This is a genomic window from Aeromonas sp. FDAARGOS 1408, assembly GCF_019048665.1.
GTDB lineage: Bacteria > Pseudomonadota > Gammaproteobacteria > Enterobacterales > Aeromonadaceae > Aeromonas > Aeromonas dhakensis.
The window spans coordinates 409,213-426,054 of record NZ_CP077394.1; the positions used below are offsets into that span (position 1 = coordinate 409,213).

Genomic DNA, 16,842 nt, shown 5'->3' on the forward strand with positions numbered 1-16,842 from the left:
CCAACAAAGAATATTAATCAGCGCCCACGAAATTGGGCTCCCCCAAACGGTTTTACTCAACATACGGATATAAAAGCGGGCCTGCAATGGTCCAGAAACAGCTGGTAACAATTAACTGGTGCGGACATCTTAGGTAATGTGATAAATATTTATAACCCCCCAACTCTTTGTTTTTCCAAATTACAAATTCTCTGACATTTTGGTTGTATCAATATGAACATTACTGTATTTGGAAGTGGCTACGTGGGCCTGGTTCAGGCCACCGTGCTGGCCGACGTCGGTCACCAGGTCATCTGTGTCGATGTCGATGAACAGCGGGTGGCTGCCCTGATGGACGGTCATGTCCCTATCTATGAACCCGGGCTCGACACCCTGCTGCAACGCAACATCAAGAGCGGCGCCCTGGTGTTCACCACGGATGCCGTACAGGCCGTCGAACACGGTGATGTGCAGTTTCTGGCGGTGGGGACGCCACCGGGGGAAGATGGCTCCGCCGATCTCAGCCACGTGCTGACGGTGGCCGAAACCATCGCCCGGCATCGTGACCGGCCCGTCATTATCGTCAACAAGTCGACCGTGCCGGTGGGCACCGCCGACAAGGTGACCGCCAGGGTGAAGAGCATCCTGCAGCAGCGGGATCAGTCGTTCGCCTTCGACGTGGTCTCCAACCCCGAATTCCTGAAAGAGGGCTCCGCCATTCAGGACTGTCTGCGGCCGGATCGCATCGTGGTGGGCACCGCCAACGAGGCCTCCCGCCAGCTGATGCGCGAGCTCTACGAGCCCTTCAACCGCAACCACGACCGCATCCTGTTCATGGATGTGCGCAGCGCCGAGCTGACCAAGTACGCCGCCAACTGCATGCTGGCCACCAAGATAAGCTTCATCAACGAGATGGCCGGACTGGCCGAGCGGGTCGGCGCCGACATCGAGATGGTGCGCCAGGGGATAGGCTCGGATCAGCGCATCGGCTATCAGTTCATCTACCCGGGTTGTGGCTATGGCGGCTCCTGTTTTCCCAAGGATGTCAAAGCCTTGCTGGCCACGGCCCAGGAGCTGGAGTACGACACGCCGCTGATCCGGGCGGTGGAGCGGGTCAATGAATTGCAAAAATCGCGGCTCTTTCAGCTGCTGTCAGCGTTCTTCCGCTCCGAAGGGGAGACCCTGGCAGGCAAGACCATCGCCCTGTGGGGGCTGGCGTTCAAGCCCAACACCGACGACATGCGCGAGGCGCCGAGCCGGGCCCTGATGGAGGCGTTGTGGCAGGCCGGTGCGACCGTGCAGGCCTATGATCCCGAGGCGATGCAGGAGGCCCAGCAGATCTACGGCAACTGCGACAAGCTGCGCTTGATGGGCACCAAGGAGGCCGCCCTGTTTGGGGCAGATGCCCTGGTGATCTGCACCGAGTGGAACCACTTCAAGGCCCCCAACTTTGCCGCCATCAAGCAGGCGTTGAAGCGTCCCCTGATCGTGGATGGTCGCAATCTGTTTGATCCGGGCCGCATGAAAGATCATGGGTTCCATTATTACGCCATCGGCCGGGGCGAATCGGTAATGAAATAGCATCTTGTCATATTTGGCCGCCATCAATAATCAGCTGTGTGGCGGATTAATCTGCTGGATATTGGCTGAAGCGAGATATTGCTCTCACTATTTTTATGGGGAGGGCGAGTTTTGTCATCATAATTTAATATTGTGAACCGCTTCACTTTATTTATTCTATTTTGTCGATATGGCTCGGTGCTTAATTATTGCGGTCACCCTTGTCGTTATCCGCTATCGGGGAGACAGGACAGGCCGCGCTAGGGGCGCAAGGTGTTTGCAGAACAGGCATGAACAAGATCCGGCAAGATGGCAGCAATGCCAGTCAACATGGCCCTGCGCAGTTGCGCAGGGCCATGTTGTTTTATCGGGTGCAGGGAGATCCGGCGGGAACAGACAGGGAGAAGGGCGGCTAGGGTGGCAGGCCCGCAACGGCGATGGGCAGGCTATTGCGGTAGGTCGTCCACCTGCGCCCTGTCGAGGGTCGCCTTGGGCACTATGTTCACGCTTTCGTGCAGCTCGCTGTACACGATCACCGCCACGCCCTGCTGCAGCTGAGCTCTGACATCGTCGACCTTGTCGGCCAGACTGACATCCTGTTCGCCATACTCGGTGCCTTCCTGCAGCACGAAGTGCTCGAGCAGGTTGTTGAGGGTGTCTGCATCCAGCTCTTGCCAGGGGATTATCATGGTTTCATCTTCCGTTACCAGAGAGCGGGTATTGTCTATCTGTGGTCGGCCAGCGCAAGGGATTTATCTGGCCGCCTGCCGATGAGGTGAGAGAGCGGCCGCCATGGCTACCGGCCCGTACCTTGAGTCTGCTCCTGCAGCCACTGGCTGATCCGCTCCTCCAGCCAGAATCTTGGCCGCCAGGGGGTACCGTGCAGGAAGCCCACGTGGCCGCCCCGCCGGCTCAGCTCGTAACGCACCATGGGGGAGAGCTGCTCCGCCTGCGGGATCACCGCCTCGGTCATGAAGGGATCGTCGGCGGCGTGGATCACCAGGGTGGGGATGGGGATCTGAGCCAGCATCCCCAGGCCCGAGCAGCGCTGGTAGTAGTGATCGGCGCTGTCAAAACCGTGCAGCGGCGCCGTGACCTGCTCGTCGAAGTCGCGCAGGGTGGCGATGGCGCGCACCTGCTGCGGCTGCCAGCGGGCGCTGGCAGCCGCCTGCCGCCGGATCTTCTGCTGCAGGTTGTGGCGCATGGTGCCCAGCAGATAACGCTGATAAACCCGCGAGAAGCCCTGATTGACCCGATCGGCGCAGCTGTCCAACCGCAGCGGCGCCGAGATCACCACCGCCGCCGTCAGCTCGCGCGGGCAGGCGCGCGCCAGCAGATTGACCAGCATGTTGCCCCCCAGCGAATAGCCGATGGCGATGAGCGGCTTGCCGGGAAAGCGGCGGCCGAGCTCGGCGATCACCGCCTGGGCATCCTCGATGGCACCGGAGTGATAGGCCTGCAGCAGCCGGTTTGGCTCGCCGCTGCAGCCGCGAAAGTGCATCAGCACCGCCTCGTTGCCCTGGCGTTGCAGGTGGGCGAACAGCCCCTTGGCATAGTGGGAGTGAATGCTTCCCTCCAGCCCGTGAAACAGCACGATGAGCGGTCGCTCATCCCGGCTGATCTCGCCGCTCCAGGCGAGATCGACGAAGTCGCCGTCCGCCAGCTCGAAGCGCTCGGCCACGAAGCGGGCCGGCTGGCGGCGCAGCCACTTGGGCAGGATGGTTTGCAGGTGGGGATTGCGTGCCCACCAGGGGGCGTGAAAGTGGCTTTCGATCAGCATGCTGGGTCCGGGACAGAAAAGGAAACGGCGAGCAGCCGGGCTGCTCGCCGTCGGGATCAGGCCGGCAGGCTGTCGTGGTGCTCGGCACCGCGCAGCATGGCCTGGATCAGCTCGTTGGCTTCAAACTTGGTCAGCGCCTCGTGGGCACCCACCTGGTGGGCCCGCTCCACGCTGATCTCGCTCGAGAGCGAGGTGTGCAGGATGATGTAGGCACCCGCCAGCTTGGCGTCGCTCTGCACCTCGAAGGCCAGCTCGTAGCCGTCCAGCCCCGGCATCTCGATGTCGCTCACCAGGATGTCGATGGGGGTCTTCTGGGCGGCACGGGTCTGCATCAGGGTCAGCGCATCCTTGCCGTTGGTGCACACCTCGTAGGGGATGTTGATGTAGTCCAGCGCCGCCATCAGCTGGCGGCGGGCGACCGAGGAGTCATCCACCAGCAGGATCCGCATCGGCTTGATCCGCTCCCGCTGCACGTCGGTCAGCACCGGGTAGAGGTGACTGGGGTCGTCCGGGTAGACCCGGGAGAGGATCAACTCCACGTCCAGCAGCTGGATCAGCTGGTCATTGACCCGGGTCACGCCGGTCACGAACACGTTGTGACCGAGGGAGGCGGGGGGCGGCGCTATGTCGCGCCAGTTGCATTCGGTGATCTTGTCGATGCCGCGCACCAGAAAGCCCACCAGGGTGCGGCGGCAGTCGGTGATGATGATGAAGCAGTGCGGCATCTCTTCCTGGCTGATCGGGCGATAACCCACCGCCATGGCCATGTCGATCACCGGGATGGTAGTGCCACGCATGCTGGCGGCGCCGAGCACGGTCGGGTGCGAGTGCGGCATGGCCGTCAGCTGGGTGTAGGGCACTATCTCTTTTACCTTGAGGGTGCCGATGGCGAAGGATTGCTTGGCCGAGAGATGAAACAGCAACATGCCCTGGGATTGGTTGGCCTTGCTTTTCATGGCAGATGTCCTGTGAGTCAAAACGGTATCAGTCGATTCAGGCCCCTAGCATAAAGGATTATAGGAGAAATGGCCCTTCCGTTATTAACGACCGTTTGCCGTAAAACTGGACTCATTTCATCCATTTATTGCGGCGATCCGCCCTGGTGCGAACCGCCGGGGGCCGAGCTGCGAGGGGGCGGTCAGAGCGCGAGCAGGGTCGCCAGCGGGCAGCCGAGCCACTGCTGGCAGGCGCGATCGAGGGCGCGCTCATCCTCGTAACCGAGCTTGCTCGCCACCTGGGGAGCCTTGCTGCCGCTCTTGAGCAGACGCACCGCCTGCAGCAGCTGCCACTGCGCCCGCAGGGCATCGGCCGCCAATGCCGGTTCGCTGAGACCGCGCTGCGCCAGCGCCTGCTGCCATGCCTCGTTGCCGCCAGCCTGGCCAGCGGCCAGCCCCTGCCAGGCGGTCTGCAGCGCAACATCCGCCTGCGGCTGGATGGGGCAGCCCTGCAGCTCGTCGAGCAGCACCTGCAGCCGGTGACCGTAGGCGCCGTGCCAGTCGCGGGGGCGTTGCCAGTCGGCCAGGCTGTCGAACAGGGGATCCAGCAGCGGGCCGGGTTGCAGCCAGCCCGCCTGGGCGGGCTGGTCGACACGCACCGAGCAGGTCAGCAGATCGTAACGGCAGCCGGCCAGCGGGCTGAACGCGGCCAGGGCATCGGCACTGAGCCAGAAGTGGTTTCCCGCCGTCAGCAGCAGCTCATGGGCGCCGAGTCGCAGCAGTGCCGCACCCCGTGCAATCCGCAGCAGTTGCCCTGCCGGCACGCGTTTGCGAACGCCGACTTGCAGATGGGGGGTGAAAAAATGCTGATGTTCGATGGCGTGATGCATGTAAAAACCCTGATATGATGCTGCCCGGAGGTAACGAAAATGGAAACCAGACGTAAAAAACGCTTCATTGCCGGGGCTGTCTGCCCGGCGTGCGGCAAAATGGACACCATGATGCTGTATATGGAGCATGGAGTCGAGAAGGTGACCTGCGTCGAGTGCGGGGACACCCAGGTGCAGACCGAGGCCGAGGTGGCCAGGGTAACCCGCGAGACCGAGCAGGTGATCGGGGTGTTTCGCCCGGAATAATGGAGGGGCAGAGCGCGGACTGTGCCTATCCCTCGGGCTGATGGCGGTCGCCGGCCTGCACGGGCCAGCGCGCCGCTCACTCCCATGAGTGCCGGCCAACGGGATGGCGGGCGGCTTTGCATTGCCATCCCCTGCTGGCTTTTTCATCACGACTGAGCCGGGCCCACCATATGCTTGTCTGCCTTTTTGAGGTATTCTGGGCCCGTTTTTTTCTATCCGCAGGATCCCTGACATGAAAGTAGCTCCCCTGAGCGTGGTTACGCTGGAATACACGGTCACCGACGAACACGGTGAAGTCATCGACACCACTGTCGGTAAAGAGCCTCTGGTGTATCTGCACGGTACCCGTTATCTGGTCTCCGGCCTCGAAGCCGAGCTGGAAGGGCGCAGCGTGGGCGAGGCGTTCGACGTCACCCTGACGCCGAGCCAGGCCTATGGCGAGTACGACGAGAACCTGGTGCAAGAAGTGCCGGGCGAGCTGTTCGACGGCATGGAAGTGTCTGAAGGGGATACTTTTGTGGCCGAGACCGACGAAGGTCACCGTCCGGTGACCGTGGTCGAAGTGTCCGAAGAGTTCGTCAAGGTGGATGGCAACCATCCGTTGGCCGGCGTGACCCTGGGCTTCAAGGTCGAGATCAAGGACGTGCGCACCGCCACTGCCGAAGAGCTGGCCCATGGCCACGTGCACGGTGCCGGTGGTTGCGGTCACGATCATGGCCACGACCACGATCATGGTCACGACCATGAGCACGGCGGTTGCTGCGGCGGTGGCCATCACGGCCACGATCACGGTCATGACCACGGCGACGACCATGGTCACGGCGGCTGCTGCGGTGGCGGCGGTTGCGGTGGCAAGGGCCATCAGCACTGATCACGGCGTTGCCGATGATAAAAAAACCCGCGCCTGGCGCGGGTTTTTTTATGGCTGCGCACTCAGTAGTGCGGCGGCGGGGTCTCTTCGGCCATGCTGGCGATCTGGCTTGGCTGCACGCTCTGCAGCTTGTCCACCAGCAGCTGGATCCGATGCTTGAGCCGATCCAGCTCGCGCCCCTGGGTAGTGACCTCCTCGTTGAGCTGCTCCACCGTGTATTCGGCGAAGGCGAGGCGGCTTTCCAGGGTTTCGAGGCGATCGTTTAATTGCTGACTCATGGGCCTTTTGGTCCTTACTTGATAGTCCAGATTTCGGCCAGGCCGCTGGAGCTGGCGCTGACAAGGTGGCTATTGTCGCGCAAAGCCACGCCGTAGACCACTGCGCTCGGTGGTTTCACCTTGGGATGGGGCGAGACGCGCCAGCTCTGCAGCAGGCTGCCGTCGCTCACCTGCCACAGGGAGAGCTGGCGGGAGGGAGCGCCGGTGATGAGCCACTTGCCGTCGTTGGCAAAGCGCGCCGTGGTGTAGACCTCGAAGCGGTGGTCGAACTGCAGCCGGCTCAGCTCCTTGCCGGTTTTCAGATCCCAGATGCTGGCCTGGCGACTGTCAGCGGTGAAGGCGAGCCGTCCGCTCGGGTCGAGCCGGGCCAGCACCACCCGGCCGGCGTGGTTGAAGCGCCACACCACCTGGCCTGAGCGGGTATCCCACAGGTAGGCGCTGTAGTCGTTGCCGCCGGTGAGGGCGTAACGGCCGTTGGGGGAGATGTCGACTGTGTTGACCTGCTCGGTGTGGCCGAGGAATTGCAATCTTCGGCCGGTGCGGGTGTCCACCACCTCCGCCTTGCCGTCTTCCCGGCCGATCAGCACCTGGCGACCGTCGGCGGAGAGGGCGATGTCCCTCAGCCTGGATTCAGGAAGCGAATAATAGCCTTGGGACTGGCCATCCTTGAGGCGCCAGATCCCGAAGGTATTCAGGCTGGCGGTCACGGCGTGGCTGTTGTCCGCCGAGAAGCGGGTAATGATGACGAAGTCGTCCGGATTGTCGGACTGGCGCCAGCGCCAGCGCTCCTTGTCCTGCTCCAGGTCCCACACTACCGTGCCCTGGCCCAGGCTGGAGACGATGGCCTGCTTGCCGTCACTGGCCAGATCGGCGCTCAGCAGCCCCTGGCTGGCGAGGGTCAGTTGCCGGTCCGGCGATGAGCTCTGTTCGCAGCCTGTCAGTATCAGGCAAACCGCGACGAGATAAATGGCACTTTTTATCATTTTTCCTGTCTCATGCTTTCGTTACCTGCGATCACGGCGTTAGTATAAGGCGCTTATCACGATAAACCTCTCATTTCACGAAGGAACCGAGAGCGGTATTTAGAGTTTTGGAGAAACTGATGAACAATTTTCTGAAGGTGTCCCTGTTGGCTGCGGCGGTTGCCGTAGGTCTGACTGCTTGCCAAAAAGACGAGAAGACTGCTGCGAATACCGCAGAGGTCAAGGCAGAAGCCAGCAAGCCGGCAGAGGCCCCCAAGGCTGAAGCCAAGAGCTTTGAAGAGCAATCCGGCTATGCAATTGGCCTCTCCATGGGTCGTTATATCGCCAATACCCTGGAGCGCCAGCAGGAGCTCGGCATCAAGCTGGACAATGCCGTGATCCTGAAGGGCGTCACCGACGGTCTGGGCAAAGAAGCCAAGATGACCGACGAGGATATCCAGAAGGTTCTGCAGCAATACGATGCCAAGATCAACGAGCTGACCAAGGCCAAGGCTGACAAGGATGCGGTGGAAAACCTGAAGAAGGGTGAAGAGTACCTGGCCGCCAACGCCAAGAAAGAGGGCGTGAAGAGCACCGAATCCGGCCTGCAATACCAGGTCGAGAAGATGGGTACCGGCGCCAAGCCGAAGGCCACCGACATCGTCAAGGTACACTACACCGGTACCCTGACCGACGGCACCAAGTTCGACAGCTCCGTCGATCGCGGCGAGCCGGCCACCTTCCCGCTCAACCAGGTGATCCCGGGTTGGACCGAAGGTGTGCAGCTGATGCCGGTTGGTTCCAAGTTCAAGTTCTTCCTGCCGTCCAAGCTGGCCTATGGCGAGCACGGTGCAGGCTCCATCCCGGCCAACGCCGTGCTGGTGTTCGACGTTGAGCTGCTGGCCATCGAGAAGCCGGCTGCCGATGGCGAGAACGCCAAGAAGTAAACGGCCCGCGTTGAAAAAACGGCTCCTTAGGGAGCCGTTTTTGCTTGTATATCCTGCCGAATGGCGGGATAAAAGAGAGAGTCGCCAACTGTGCTAAGATGGCGAAATAGACAACAAAATCAATTGCAAGGATGGCGCCGTGGCGGAAAGCAAACCCCGAGTCCTGCTGGTGGAAGATACCCGCAGTCTGGCAGTGGTCTATGAACAGTATCTGGCCCAGGATGGCTATGAGGTGCTGCGGGCCGACTGTGGCCAGCAGGCCCTGGCCCAGCTGCTGAGCAGCCCGCCCCCCGTGGTGCTGCTGGATCTCGAGCTGCCCGACATGTCCGGCATGGACATTCTGCAGCAGATCACCGAACAGCAGCTGCCCTGCTCGGTGGTGGTGATCACCGCCCACGGCTCGGTGGATGTGGCGGTGGAGGCGATGCGGCTCGGCGCCTTCGACTTTCTGACCAAGCCATTTGACGGCAAGCGGCTGTGCGCCACCGTTCGCAACGCCTTCAAACACCAGCAGCTCAGCTCGCTGGTGGCCCAGTACCGGGAGAACTTCGAGCGCAGCTCGTTTGCCGGTTTCATCGGTGCCTCCATGCCGATGCAGGCGGTCTATCGCATCATAGAGAGCGCGGCGCCGAGCAAGGCGACCGTGTTCATCACCGGCGAGAGCGGCACCGGCAAGGAGGTGTGCGCCGAGGCCATCCACCAGTGCAGCCCGCGTCGCGAGCAACCCTTCATCGCCCTCAACTGCGCCGCCATTCCCCATGACCTGATGGAGAGCGAGATCTTCGGTCACGTGAAGGGGTCGTTCACCGGCGCCCAGGGGGATCGCAAGGGGGCGGCCAGCCTGGCTGACGGCGGCACCCTGTTCCTCGACGAGATCTGCGAGATGGATCTCGATCTGCAGAGCAAGCTGCTGCGCTTCATCCAGACCGGCACCCTGCAGCGGGTCGGCAGCGGCAAGCTGGAGACGGTGGACGTGCGCTTCGTCTGCGCCACCAACCGGGATCCCCTGGTGGAGGTGAAGGCGGGACGTTTTCGCGAGGATCTCTACTACCGGCTGCACGTGATCCCGCTGAGCCTGCCGCCCCTGCGCGAGCGGGGCGAGGACATACTGCTGCTGGCGCGCAACCTGTTGCAGAGCTACGCCAAGGAAGAGAGCAAGCGTTTCAAGGATTTCGATGCCGAGGCGGCGCGGGTGCTGCTCGACTACCCTTGGCCCGGCAACGTGCGCGAGCTGCAGAACGTGGTACGCAACATAGTGGTGCTCAACGATCGCGAGCTGGTGAGCCCTGACATCTTGCCGCCGCCCCTCAACGGCAGCCGGGGGGGCCTGCCGCTGGCGGTATCCGCACCGGCGCCGGTCGGCAGCACCGAGCCTGTGGTGTCCAATGCCCCGATCCGCCCGCTCTGGCTGGTGGAAAAAGAGACCATAGAGCAGGCCATCGCCAGCTGTGACGGCAACATTCCCAAGGCGGCGGCCCTGCTGGAGATCAGCCCCTCCACCATCTATCGCAAGAAACAGAGCTGGGAGGAGGCGAGCCTGGTCTGACGTCCTGGGGCTACCCCCTCGGGGGATGAAGCATGCGGGGCGGCCCATTGGCCGCCCCGCTGCGTTTTTGACGATGGTTGACTAGAGCTTGCCCAGCGCCTTGAGCCTGGCCAGTCGCTCGGCCTCGTTGGCCTTGAGCCAGCGATCCTGCGACAGCAGAAACCAGGCGCGGGCGAAGTATTCGGCGGCGGCCGGATCATCCAGCGCCAGCGCATTCTCCCCCAGCTCTTCGAACACATAGCCATCCTCGGGCGCGCCGGCGGCGGCCATGTCGTCCTTCAGCTGGGTCAGCTCGGCCCGGGCCTGCTCGTGTTGCCCCTGAGCCCGGCTCAGGCGGGCCAGACTCCAACGGGCGATAAAGGCCTTGGCCTGATTGTTGTGCTGCTCGTGCCAGGCCAGGCATTTTTGCTGACATTGGCGGGCCTCTTCCAGCCGGCCCAGTTCGAACAGGGTCCAACCCTGATTGTTGTAGAGGGTGGCGAGCCAGCCGCGTACCTTTGGATCCTGACTGCGCTCCGCCAGCTCCATCGCCAGCTGATGCCAGCGGCTCTGCTCCTCCAGCGGGGCGGCGATGGCCACCATGTGGGCCGCATCGATGGCGAGATAGAGCTCCTTGTGCTTGAGCCCAAGCTGCCACGCCTGTTCAAACAGCGTCCTGGCGCTGGCCTTGTCGCCGGCGGAGTTGAAGGTGCGGCCGCGCTCCAGCAGGGCGCGCAGGCGGGCTCGCGGGGTCGCCTCGGTGAGGCGGGGCTCTATCTCGTCGAGCAGCTGGTGTGCCTCGGCAAACTGGCGTTGCAGCGAATGGGTGCGGGCTATCTGGGTGAGCAGCTCCAGCTCGTATTGCAGGTCGGCGGCGGCGCGCGCCTCGGGCAGCAGAGCATGAAAACGCAGGGCACTGGCGGCGGGGTCCTTGTAATCCCACTGCGCCATGAAATCAGGCGGATTGTCCATCTGGCCTCCTTGCTGGCGATCCTTTCACCAAGATGCCTGCAGGCCGTTGTTTGTACAAGGGGCCCTCGTCACAGAGCGCCCCTTGAGTCATGGCAACGGCAGCGGCCAGCCGGTCAGTAGACCATGGCCAGGCTCATCAGCATCAGGCCGAGGGCGGCGAAGGCTCCCTCCTTGATGGCGAGGCGCGGCACCAGTGCCTTGGGCAGAGCTGGAAACAGGCTGAGGGCAAAGCCGAGCCCCGGCATCAGCCAGTGGAAGGCCGGGTTGCGCAGGCTCGGGTCTGCCGCACCATTGATGATGATGAGCAGAATGAAGAGGGTGAAGGCGGGCAGGATGAACCAGCGGGCGCTTCCGGCCGCGACCGCTCGCAGCGGCGAGATGCGATAGAGCAGCAGGGTCACGATAAACAGCACCAGGGGGGCCAACAGGTAGAGGGGAGCCGGGTTCATAACGGGTATCCTGAAAAAGGGGGTAAACAGCAGTGGCGGGATTTAATCAGCCCGCAGCCGGGATGACCAGCCACAAGGGCCCGGGCTGTGAAGAAGATCCCAGGCAAAGGTTTGCCGGCGGCGTCTCAGCGCAGCCAGTACCAGGCGGCAAAGCCGAGCCAGCTCAATCCCAGCAGCAGCCAGGGCAGGGGATGCTGGCGGGTCACTTCCACCAGTTCGACGATGTCGTCCTGCTCCTCATCCTGCTGCGCTGGGTGGGACTGTTTGGCCTTGGCCTGCAGTTTTTTCTGGCGATTGGCCTCGCGGGCCCGCGCCTTCATCTGCTTCTTGTATTCGTCTATGCCTTTCTGGATCCCCTGGGCGATCAGCTGGGTCTGCTCCTTGGTCTGTCCCGGTTTCTGGTTGGCACGGGCAATTTTCATCGCCTCCTGCTGGGTCTCGGGGGAAATCTTGTCGTACTTCGCCATCAAAGGGTCTCCTCGGCATCGATTGGCGGGGAGTATGCCATAAAAACGGCGCCCTCAGGCGCCGTTGCAACAGCTTGTGAGCCGGATCAGGGCTTGTAGTAGGTTACGGTCGCATAGGGCAGCGGATTGAGGGTGCCCTGGGACTCGGCGTACTCCATGAACATCTCGTTCTCGCCCACGCCGGAGTCGACGTAGTCACCCTTGTTGGGCAGCTCTTCGCGCTTGAGCAGACCGCTGTAGCCATCCTTGCCGGAAGCGATGTAGGTGTTGGCACCAACGCGGTAGACCTTCTCGTCATCCAGCGGCAGCCACTGGCCGTTGGCATCCAGCATCTCCAGCTTGGTGATGCGGGAGCCCTTGGCCAGCTTGCCGTCGTAGGTGTAGCTCAGGTGGCCGACGTAGGGGAAGGCACCGCTGGAGGCGGCGATCCCGGTCTCCAGACCGATGGAGTAGTCAACGGCGTACTCCAGGGTGGCACGTACGTCCTTGCCCTTGAGGTTGAAGGCGGCGATCTTGTTGCCAAACGGCAGCAGGGTCCCCATCACGTAACCGACCGAGAGCGGGCCCGCGTTCACGTCGGCACGCACGCCACCGGCGTTCTGGATGGTGAAGTCCACCTTGGTGTTGAGCTTGTTGAGCTTCCAGTAGAGCGACTCGGCCACCAGAGGATCGATGAGGCCGGCACCGTCCGGGGTGGTCGGCACGCGCACGTGGGGCAGCTTGGTTGGCACGTCGGCGATGATCTTGGCCTCGAGCTCGGCCACGGCCGGTTTGTACTCGGTGTCGATCACGTCGCGCATGGCGGTGTCTTCCGGCACGATCTCGATGACCGGGGACTTGCTGATGAAATCGACCACGTTGGTCTGCTCGGTGCCGCTCAGCGGAACCTTCTTCTTGGCCACTTCCTTGGTGAAGTCGTCGCCGGTCATCAGGGTGTTGCGCCCTTCACACTTGGTGAGCTCGCCTTCCTTGCTCAGGGAGACGTTGACCAGGCCGTAGCCCTTGGCCCATTCGCCGGCCTGCACGATACAGGTCTTGCCGCCGTCCGGGTTGTTGACGATCTGGGCATAGGTGTTGTCGTCGGCCGGGTTCTGGTTGTGGGCGGTGTAGCCGATGCTGTTGAGCTCGGTGATGTCGCCGAGGAAAGTCTGGGAGTGACCGCCGACGATCAGGTCGATGCCGTTGACAGCCCTGGCGACCGCCTGGTCATTTTGCAGGCCGATATGGGTGACCATGATGATCTTGTTGGCACCCTTGGACTTGAGGGTGTCGACCATTTTCTGGGCGGTCTCAATCATCGGCAGGAATTGGGTGTCTTTGTCCGGTGAGGAAATATCATGCATATTTTCCAGCACCAGTCCGAAAATACCCACGCTCTCGCCATTGACTTCCTTAATGACATATTCGTGAATATTCTCGCTGTCCTTCAGGGTGGCGCTACTGGATTTCACCATATTGGAAGCCAATACCGGGAAATTTACCCGTGAGACGAAGTCTTTAATTGCCTGGTTGCCCAGATCGAATTCATGGTTGCCGAGCACCATGGCATCGATACCCATGTCGGAGAGCAGTCGGGACTCCTCTTCCCCCTTGAACTGGGTGAAGTAGAGGGTGCCCTGGAAGGCGTCACCACCGTTGAGCACCATGAAGTTGCGGCCTTCGCTGGCCGCCTGGCTGCGCAGCTCGTCCAGCTTGAACTTCAGGCGCGGATAGCCGCCCAGCTTGGCGTTGAACTTGAACAGCTCCTGCCCGCTCGGTTGGATCGCCAGGGCATTTTCGGTCGGGTCGAGGTGGGCGTGGGTATCATTGATGTGGGCAATGGTCAGATCCAGCGGAATATGTTCCTTGCTGCTGTTTTCTGAATTGCAGGCGGTCAGCCCGAACAGGGTAATTGAGACGGTGACGGCCAGTAGCGTCTTCTTCATCGGTAATATTCCTCTTGTTGTTATAGTCCTGTATATCGTTCCTGCATGACAGGAGTGTGGCGATTCTAGGCAAAAAGTAATAATTGGAAATAAACAGAGCTGATTCCTTTGAGCTACTGCACATTAATAAAGCAAATAAACGTTTGCGTGATTTTGCGCAGCAGGACTGGGGCGCGGCGGGGATTTTCCATCAGCACGGCGGGTGATGCAACCCTGCCGTACCCGAGCGGGATTCAGGGCGTTGAAATGATGTTCAGCCGCTGCAGAAATTGTTGCGGGGTGAGCGGGCGACCATAGAGATAACCCTGCAGGTAGTCGACGTGACGCTCGGTGAGGAAGTCGGCCTGTTCCCGGGTCTCGACCCCCTCGGCGATGGTTTTCAACCCCAGCCGGGTCGCCAGGTTGATGGTGCTGTCGAGAATGTGGCGGGAGAGGGCGTTGGTGCCGATCATGGCGACGAAGCTCTGGTCGATCTTGAGATAGTCCACGTGAAACTGCTGCAGGTAGGTGAGGCTGGAGTGGCCGGTACCAAAGTCGTCCAGCCCTATCCTGACCCCCATCTGCCGCAACTCGTCAAACAGCTGCCCGGTGAGCTGGTTGGGGGTGATGAGCTCGCGCTCGGTCAGCTCCAGCACCAGGGTGACCTCGTTGGCGGCGAAGGCGGCGAGAAAGGTGCGGCAGTCATCCACCAGGCTCAGCTGCTGGCAGTGACGGGCACAGATGTTGAAGCTGAAGTGGAAGCGGGGTGGCAGCGCTGCCGCATGGGGGGCGAACTGCAGCCGCACCTGCTGCATCAGGGTCTGGGTCATCAGGATGATGAGGCCGCTCTCCTCCGCCAGCGGGATGAAGAGATCCGGCCGGATCAGCCCCTGGCTGTGATGCTGCCAGCGCATCAGCACCTCGCAGCCATGCAGCTGGCCACTCTGGCTGACGACGATGGGTTGCAGATAGGGGATGAACTCCTGCTTGATGATGGCGCGTCTGAGCTCCTGGGTCGGGGTCGAGATATGGCTCCACCAGCGGTAGGTGGCGAGGCCGGCCAGCCCTCCCAGGAGCAGGATCAGCAGTATGATGGTGCTCTGTTTTTGCAGGGTGGTGGTCAGCACGGCGCTCAGCGGGAATCCCTGATTGAGGCTGTAGTTGAATGCCGCCGAGTCGAGCCGGTAGTTGAAGCCCCGCAGCCTGGGCGGTTGGCCATCGTGCACCTTGCCACGCAGGTCGAGCCACTGCTCGCCTATCTGTACCCAGCTGTGCGCCCCGGCGAGGCGCCACTGCAGCGGCTTGCTCAGGTGATAGGGGTTGATGGCGACCACCACGGCGTTGCTCCCCTCGCTCAGGTGATAAAACAGCAGTGACGGCTTGCGTCCGAGCCGGGTCACGGCCTCCAGCCTGAGTCGCTCGTGGCGAGCGTCCTGCAGCCGGTCCTCGAGATCGATCTCGTCGAAGATGGAGGAGCAGTAGAGGCGGCCGTTGCGGGAGAGGTTGATCGAGCGCACATAGGGGGAGGTGGCGACCAGCACCCGCAGCTCCCGGGCCACCTCGCGACAGGGGCGGCTGGCCAGCGGCAGGGCCGCCCTGGCCGCCTGGGTCGAATGGGAGAGAGCGCTGTCGATCTGCATGATGGCGCGTTCGGCGGCGGTCTGGGCCTGCTGCCGGGTCATCGACCAGGTTTGCCAGTAGAGGGTGGCAAGGGAGATGAGGATCAGGATGGCGCAGCAGAGCAGGCTGGCCAGGAGACGAGGCATGTTGCTGCTACGCAGAAAGGGGAACACCATGTACCACGCCTCGTGAAGGTTCAATTGAACAAAAAAAGGTCGGACATACTACACAATCACACCTCAATCTCCTAGCCACCACAAGGGGCTTCAGCGACCTCCAAAAAGCAAAGGCGGCCCGCAGGCCGCCTTTATCCGTCATCTCTGGCTGGTCGAGCTTACAGTTGCTCGATGCCGACGATGTGCCAGGGTGCATTGTCCTTGGCCAGGTTGCGCTCGAGGTGCCACACCTCCTTGATGTCCTCCTCGACCTGCTCCTGGCGATCCATGTAGCGGCCGCTGAAGCGCACGCTCACCTGGGCCCAGTCGCTGCCGTAGTCGGCGCGCACCAGCTGGGTATCCACATACATCACCTCGGTGTGCTGCTCACCGGTCAGCTCGGCGCGGTCGGCCTTGAGCTGCTCGAACAGCTCGGGGCTGACGTATTCGCGGATCTTCTCCAGATCGTTCTTGTTCCAGGCTTCCTGCAGGGTGCGGTAGTGATCGCGGGCACCGGCCAGGAAACCGTTCATGTCAAAACCTGGCGGCAGGCGGAACGGCACGTCGCTGTCGGCGAAACCGGTGGCCTGCGGGGCGCTGTGGTTCTGCTCGAACTGCTGGGGAGCCGCACTCTGGGGCGGCTGATAGCCGGCATAGGCCGTCTGTTGCTGCTGCGATGCCGCCATCTTGCCCTTGCGCAGGGTGCGGAACAGGAACACGCCGCCCAGTGCCAGCAGGGCGATCAGCAGGAAGTCCATCCCTTGCAGGCCTTCGAAGGCACCGCTGCCCAGCAGGTAGGCGAACAGGCCGCCGGCCAGCAGGCCACCCAGCAGACCACCCATCATGCCGCTCTTTTTCGGCGGGGTCTGGGCGCCCACGGTGGGGTTCTTGGTGTCGACCGGCTTGGCAGCGGGCTGGGCCGGCGCCGTCTTGTAGCTCTTGCCGAAGGATTTGCCGCCGCCAAACTTCTTGGCTTCGGCGTGAGGTGCCCCCAGGCCAATGGCCAGGATCACGGCAAACAGGGTCAGCATCTTTTTCATTTTGACTCTTTTCACTCTCGTCTGTGGGTGGGGCATGCTCTGCTTTGGCAAGCTCAGCGAGGCGCATGGCAGGCTGCATGTCCCTAAATGTGTCGCAGCTTGGGCCGATATGTACCATGATTGGCATGAATTATTCATGAACGAAGAACCACGTCGTGTGGGTGTCAATGGCAGGAGTGTGTCCCATGAAAAACAGACGGTTGAGCCGCAAGGAGCGCAAACTGCGCAGCAAAACCAGACAGAGCAAGGGTGAACTGACCCT

At 62.1% G+C, this 16,842-nt stretch carries 17 protein-coding genes; 5 read left to right on the top strand and 12 right to left on the bottom strand.

What is annotated here, in order from left to right; translation table 11 throughout:
- The first annotated feature begins 213 nt into the window (after positions 1-213).
- The gene (locus I6L38_RS02135) at positions 214-1,560 is read left to right on the top strand and encodes a UDP-glucose/GDP-mannose dehydrogenase family protein (protein ID WP_010634898.1); all 1,347 of its coding nucleotides are present in this window, start codon (positions 214-216) and stop codon (positions 1,558-1,560) included.
- A gap of 425 nt (positions 1,561-1,985) precedes the next feature.
- Here I6L38_RS02135 and I6L38_RS02140 read toward each other — a convergent pair whose 3' ends face one another.
- From I6L38_RS02140 to I6L38_RS02155, 4 genes are all read right to left on the bottom strand, one after another.
- Complete coding sequence (locus I6L38_RS02140) at positions 1,986-2,228, bottom strand: YheU family protein (RefSeq protein ID WP_005304010.1); 243 nt, start codon at positions 2,226-2,228, stop codon at positions 1,986-1,988.
- Between the two features lie 107 nt (positions 2,229-2,335).
- Positions 2,336-3,319, bottom strand: coding sequence for a hydrolase (locus tag I6L38_RS02145; protein WP_043171040.1), 984 nt, complete (start codon positions 3,317-3,319; stop codon positions 2,336-2,338).
- Positions 3,320-3,375: 56 nt separating this feature from the next.
- Entirely contained in the window at positions 3,376-4,275 is a 900-nt protein-coding gene (locus I6L38_RS02150) for a chemotaxis protein (RefSeq protein ID WP_005304001.1), read from the bottom strand.
- Positions 4,276-4,457: 182 nt separating this feature from the next.
- The gene (locus I6L38_RS02155) at positions 4,458-5,144 is read right to left on the bottom strand and encodes a hypothetical protein (RefSeq protein WP_216989109.1); all 687 of its coding nucleotides are present in this window, start codon (positions 5,142-5,144) and stop codon (positions 4,458-4,460) included.
- A gap of 39 nt (positions 5,145-5,183) precedes the next feature.
- Between I6L38_RS02155 and I6L38_RS02160 the strand changes: the two genes are divergently transcribed.
- The gene (locus tag I6L38_RS02160; RefSeq protein ID WP_005303994.1) at positions 5,184-5,390 is read left to right on the top strand and encodes a YheV family putative zinc ribbon protein; all 207 of its coding nucleotides are present in this window, start codon (positions 5,184-5,186) and stop codon (positions 5,388-5,390) included.
- Between the two features lie 232 nt (positions 5,391-5,622).
- Positions 5,623-6,261 carry a peptidylprolyl isomerase gene (locus tag I6L38_RS02165; RefSeq protein WP_216989110.1) on the top strand — a complete coding sequence of 213 codons (639 nt, stop codon included), beginning with the start codon at positions 5,623-5,625 and terminating at the stop codon, positions 6,259-6,261.
- A gap of 62 nt (positions 6,262-6,323) precedes the next feature.
- On the opposite strand, the gene I6L38_RS02170 is transcribed toward I6L38_RS02165, so the two are convergent.
- Both I6L38_RS02170 and I6L38_RS02175 read right to left on the bottom strand, forming a co-directional pair.
- On the bottom strand, positions 6,324-6,539 hold the full coding sequence (locus tag I6L38_RS02170; RefSeq protein WP_005303987.1) for a SlyX family protein: 216 nt from the start codon (positions 6,537-6,539) through the stop codon (positions 6,324-6,326).
- 14 nt (positions 6,540-6,553) lie between these two features.
- Complete coding sequence (locus I6L38_RS02175; protein ID WP_010634893.1) at positions 6,554-7,522, bottom strand: WD40 repeat domain-containing protein; 969 nt, start codon at positions 7,520-7,522, stop codon at positions 6,554-6,556.
- A gap of 119 nt (positions 7,523-7,641) precedes the next feature.
- On the opposite strand from I6L38_RS02175, the gene fkpA reads away from it, so the two are divergent.
- Positions 7,642-8,448, top strand: a complete 807-nt coding sequence (gene fkpA, locus I6L38_RS02180) for an FKBP-type peptidyl-prolyl cis-trans isomerase (RefSeq protein ID WP_005303977.1) — start codon at positions 7,642-7,644, stop codon at positions 8,446-8,448.
- Positions 8,449-8,587: 139 nt separating this feature from the next.
- On the top strand, positions 8,588-9,994 hold the full coding sequence (locus I6L38_RS02185; protein ID WP_042009157.1) for a sigma-54 dependent transcriptional regulator: 1,407 nt from the start codon (positions 8,588-8,590) through the stop codon (positions 9,992-9,994).
- 81 nt (positions 9,995-10,075) lie between these two features.
- Here I6L38_RS02185 and I6L38_RS02190 read toward each other — a convergent pair whose 3' ends face one another.
- The 6 genes from I6L38_RS02190 to I6L38_RS02215 all read right to left on the bottom strand — a co-directional run bounded on the left by I6L38_RS02190 (position 10,076) and on the right by I6L38_RS02215 (position 16,580).
- The gene (locus tag I6L38_RS02190) at positions 10,076-10,945 is read right to left on the bottom strand and encodes a tetratricopeptide repeat protein (protein ID WP_216989111.1); all 870 of its coding nucleotides are present in this window, start codon (positions 10,943-10,945) and stop codon (positions 10,076-10,078) included.
- Between the two features lie 113 nt (positions 10,946-11,058).
- Complete coding sequence (locus I6L38_RS02195) at positions 11,059-11,394, bottom strand: hypothetical protein (protein ID WP_005303968.1); 336 nt, start codon at positions 11,392-11,394, stop codon at positions 11,059-11,061.
- A gap of 125 nt (positions 11,395-11,519) precedes the next feature.
- Positions 11,520-11,861, bottom strand: a complete 342-nt coding sequence (locus tag I6L38_RS02200; protein ID WP_005303965.1) for a DUF2956 domain-containing protein — start codon at positions 11,859-11,861, stop codon at positions 11,520-11,522.
- Between the two features lie 86 nt (positions 11,862-11,947).
- A complete protein-coding gene (locus tag I6L38_RS02205) occupies positions 11,948-13,786 on the bottom strand; it encodes a bifunctional UDP-sugar hydrolase/5'-nucleotidase (RefSeq protein ID WP_005303962.1) in 1,839 nt (612 codons plus the stop codon).
- A gap of 233 nt (positions 13,787-14,019) precedes the next feature.
- On the bottom strand, positions 14,020-15,561 hold the full coding sequence (locus I6L38_RS02210) for an EAL domain-containing protein (RefSeq protein WP_216989112.1): 1,542 nt from the start codon (positions 15,559-15,561) through the stop codon (positions 14,020-14,022).
- A gap of 158 nt (positions 15,562-15,719) precedes the next feature.
- Entirely contained in the window at positions 15,720-16,580 is an 861-nt protein-coding gene (locus tag I6L38_RS02215) for a Tim44 domain-containing protein (RefSeq protein WP_005303956.1), read from the bottom strand.
- Positions 16,581-16,842: the final 262 nt, after the last annotated feature.